This window comes from Pseudomonadota bacterium (genome assembly GCA_030860485.1).
In the GTDB taxonomy this organism is placed as follows: Bacteria; Pseudomonadota; Gammaproteobacteria; order JACCXJ01; family JACCXJ01; genus JACCXJ01.
Map to the genome: position 1 here is coordinate 1 of JALZID010000369.1, position 4560 is coordinate 4560.

A 4560-nucleotide genomic window follows, 5' to 3' on the forward strand; every position below is an offset into this window, starting at 1 on the left:
CCTCGAGCGCGGCCTCGGCGAGGCCGCGCGTGCCATTGAGTGGGCCCAGGCGAGCACGCTGTACGCCTTCGAGGAGGTGCGGGCGCCCTGGATCCATCTCCTGCCCGACACCGCCCTCATTCCGGACGACGTGCTGCGCGGCTCGCCGCTCTTGGCGTACGGGCGCGCAATGCAGCGCCTGCAGATCTGGGCGGTTGGCGGCGATCCGATCCGCCACGACGTCTTCGGGGCGCTGCTCGATCAGGGCGTCCGGGCGCTCAACCCCGGGCTGGCGCACGGCCGGCTTCGCGTCGCCCCGCGGGCGGGCGGCTACTCGCGCGACGACATCCTGGCGCTCCCGGAGACGCCGGCCGATCTCGAGCCGGCCGCGGGGATCCTGACCCGCGGCGAGGGCAACGTCGTGTCGCACGTGCAGCTGCTCGCGCGCGCCCTCGGCATTCCCAACGTCGTGCTGGCTCCCGACGTGTACGAGCGCTTCGCGGCACACGCCGGCCGCGATGTCTTCTTTATCTCGACCCCCGGTGGGCGGGTGTTGCTCAAGGAGGCGGCGGCGATGACCGCGGAGGATCACGCCGTACTCGCCGAGTACACGCGCAACGAGCGGCGCGCGGACGAGGGCTCGCTGGAGGGCGGCGGTGCCAAGCTCCACATCGACAAGGCCCGTCTCGACCTGACGCCGCAACGTGCGCTCGACCTCGCGACCATGCGCCGGAGCGACTCCGGGATGCGTTGCGGCCCGAAAGCGGCGTTTCTCGGCGAGCTCAAGCATCTCTTCCCCGACAAGGTCTCGCGCGGCATCGTCGTGCCCTTCGGCGCGTATCACGCGCACTACCGCCGCGCGCAGGTCGCCGTCCCGAGCGAGCTGACGGACGCCGGCCTCGCGCGCCCGGGCGAGCCGCTGCCCGCGTTCGTCGAGCGGACCTACGCGACCTTCTTCGGCGAGATGATTCTGTCGGGTGCCGACGAGCAGGCGCTGGCGACGTGGATCCGCCCGCGCCTGACAGTCATTCGCCACTCGATCGAGCGCCAGCCACTCGCGGAGGACCTGCGGCGCTCGATCCACGACGAGATGCGGCGTCTGGGACTTCTTGCCCCCGACGATCCCACCCAGACCGTGGGCGTCTTCATCCGCAGCGACACCAACGTCGAGGACCTCGACAACTTCAACGGTGCCGGCTTGAATCTGACCCTCTTCAACCGCCGCACCCTGGCCGACGTCTACGCCGGCCTCAAGGAGGTGTGGGCGTCTCCGTTCGCATATCGCTCCTTCTCGTGGCGCCAGACGCTGATCGATCAGCCGCTGTGGGTGCTGCCGTCGGTCGTCATTCTGGAGAGCGTCCCGACCGAGAAGTCGGGGGTGCTGGTGACGGCGGACGTCGACGGCGGCGATCCCCGCGGGATGCTCATCGCGACGTCCGAGGGTGTCGGGGGCGCCGTTGACGGTACGCCCGCGGAGACGCTGGTTTGGTCCGAGGGCGACGTCGAGCTGGTGACGATGTTCAAGTCGCCCTACCGCCGCCTGCTTCAGGCCGACGGTACGATCGTCCTGCCCTCGACGGGCAGCGAGTTCGTGCTGGAGGACGGCGAGCTCCGCGAGCTCACCAAGACGGCGGCCGCCATCCGCGCCCGGCTCGCGCCCTCGCGGGCCCCCGATGGCAGCGAGCGGCCGTGGGATATCGAGTTTGGCTTCGCAAAAGGTAAGCTCTGGCTCTTTCAGGTCCGGCCGTTCGTCGGCAACGACGCGCTGCAGAACGTCGCGACGCTGGCGGCTTTCGAGGCGACGCGTACCGGACTCGGCGACGAGATTTCGTTGGATGAGGTCATCCCGTGAGCAGGAAACGCACGATCCGTCCTGTTAAAGCGAGGTGAGGGCCACGCCCACACGTACCCCCAAGCGCTCCCGGTGTCCGCGCTAATTTAATGCGTCCCCGCACGCCGGGCCGCGCGCACAGTCGACGTGAGTTCCTGCGGCGAAGCGCCGTCCTGGGGGCGGCGGCTACCACCGGCGCCATGCTCGCCGGAGGGCCGTTCCAGGGCCTCGTCGCGCGCCAGGCCTTCGCGGCCAGCGGTCGACCCACCCAGGCCGATAGAGGCGAGGGCGGGTACGGGGACCTGCGTCCTATCACCCGTACCGACAACGCCACGAGGGACACGCTCACCCTACTCCTCCCCGTGGGCTTCGACTTCGTCCACTTTGGCCTGACCGGCACCACGATGACCGACGGGCACCTCACGCCACTGGGACACGACGGTATGGCCGCCTTCCCCGGTCCCGACGGCACCACACGCCTCGTCCGCAACCACGAGGATCGCAACATCGCCCTCCTGTCCACCCCTTCGGGCAGCGCGGCCAAGCGCTATGACCAGCGAGGAGGTGGCGGTACGTCCACCCTGCAGGTGCGCACGCTCCCCAACGGGAGCCGGGTGCTCGAGAAGGACTTCATGAGCCTCAGCGGCACCATAGTAAACTGCGCCGGTGGTCCGACCCCGTGGGGATCGTGGCTTAGCTGCGAGGAGACTACCGAGGGACGCGTGGTGGGCGCGCGGCTGGAGAACCACGGCTACGTGTTCGAGGTGCCGTCGATGCTGGACGGAGAAGTCGACCCTGTGCCGCTGAAGGAAATGGGTCGCATGGTGCACGAAGCCGCCGCGGTCGATCCTCGGACGGGGATCGTTTATTTAACCGAGGACCGCAGCAACGCCGGGCTGTACCGGTTTGTCCCGAACCAGCCCGGCAAGCTCGCACAAGGTGGGCGGATCGAGATGCTCGCGGTGAGCCACCAGCCACAGTACGATACCCGCACCGGTCAGCAGCGGTCCCGATCGCTCCCCCTGGAGTGGGTCCATGTGGAGGACCCCGATCCCTTCGCCGCAGAGCTCAACCCCGGCGCGGTGTTCAAGCAAGGTTTCTCTAAGGGTGGCGCTCGCTTCGCGCACCTTGAGGGTTGCCGGTGGGACGGCAACTCCCTTTACTTCTGCTCCACGAGGGGCGGCGACGCCAGCCAGGGTCAGATCTGGGAGTACCGGGCGGCAGGGAGCTCCGGCGGTCAGCTAGTGCTGGTCTACGAGTCGCCCGGCGCCGAGGTCATGAGCTTCCCGGACAACATCACGGTCTCGCCTCGCGGTGCACTCGTTGTCTGCGAGGACCCGCTCGCCAACGACTTCCACCGGCTGATCGGTGTCACACGAGACGGCCGAACCTTCGAGCTGTGCCACACCGAGCAGGGCGTTGAGTGGGCTGGCGCGACGTTCGCCCCGGACGGCAGGACTCTGTTCGCCAACCTTCAGGGCAGCACGGTGGGCAATCCCCGCCTGTGGGGCACATTCGAGCCGGGACGGACCGTCGCGATCTGGGGTCCATGGAAGCTGGGCGCGCTGTAGCCCTCGACGGTTTCCCTTCGGGGAGAAGTTCGTGCTGGAGCAGCGAACCCGAGTCATTAGATCACGCGGCCGGCGACGGCACCTCACAGGCAACCCACGAGCCCGATCGCTCGATGGCCGCCCACGACTCGATCGTGCTCCGCCGTAGGTCGCAGAGGGCCTACGGTCCGTAAGGCCCCCAGCACACTGCGGTTCCCACGGGGAGGAGGAGCCACCCCGGCCGCTCGACCTCCTCGTCGTGAACGCGCCCAACGCCAAGCTGTCCCGACATCATTGTGAACGCGCCGGTCAACGCCTACCCACTCAGCGGACCACGCCAAGGCACTCCCTCCCGCGGCGCCCGCCCCGATAAGTTGGGCCTGGCTGCTCAAAGGGGTGTTCGCTATCGATATTGAACAATGTCCCCGGTGCGGTGGCCCCTTGACGATCATCGCCGCCATCCTAGACCCTATCGTGATCGCCACGCGCATCTTGGCTTACCCATCCGAGCACCGCCTCAAGATCGCGTAGAAGGCTGTGCAGAGAAGGTCACCGATTGAACACCTGGCGAGTGGGTAAAAACCTATGCGAAATATTCTTGTATCAAACGGACGAGGATTTGTCCCGGGCTCGCTGACTGTACCGCCGACCGCGGGCGAGCGATTCGACCGCACCATGGTGCTGTTATGCAGTTGGTTGATCCTCGGGCTGTACATCGATGGGTGGGCCCATCGTCACCACCAGATTGAGACCTTTTTCACGCCGTGGCATGCGATCCTCTATTCGGGATTGCTCGCCGTAGCGAGCTTGGTGCTGGTCATGCTGTATAAAGACCGCAGCCAAGGTTATCCCTGGCGATCGACCATGCCCGTAGGCTATGGACTGTCATTGGTTGGACTGCTGATTTTTGTGGTCGGCGGGCTCGGGGATTTAATCTGGCACGAGGTTTTCGGCTTCGAGCACGACCTGGAAGCCTTGCTCAGTCCGAGCCATCTGGTTTTGGCGCTCAGTGGCGCGCTCATGGTGGCGGGACCATTTCGGGCGGCCTGGCATCGCCCGGATATTCAATCACACCCTAGCAGCCTGTCGGACTAAGGTTGAACGGTACAGCGGCGGCGCAGGTGCTGAGCGGGACCATCGTTGGTCGAACGGTCATTGATGCTGTAGGGACGGTGAAATGATGATGATCGGATCGATCCC

The 4560-nt window shown here is 66.8% G+C and carries 3 protein-coding genes; all 3 read left to right on the forward strand.

The features are described from left to right. Positions 1-1831 (forward strand): hypothetical protein (locus tag M3461_22820; protein ID MDQ3776974.1); only part of this gene is annotated, 1831 nt, incomplete at its 5' end. A gap of 89 nt (positions 1832-1920) precedes the next feature. Beyond that, positions 1921-3381, forward strand: coding sequence for a PhoX family protein (locus M3461_22825; GenBank protein ID MDQ3776975.1), 1461 nt, complete (start codon positions 1921-1923; stop codon positions 3379-3381). Positions 3382-4035: 654 nt separating this feature from the next. Beyond that, positions 4036-4455, forward strand: coding sequence for a hypothetical protein (locus M3461_22830; GenBank protein MDQ3776976.1), 420 nt, complete (start codon positions 4036-4038; stop codon positions 4453-4455). Positions 4456-4560: the final 105 nt, after the last annotated feature.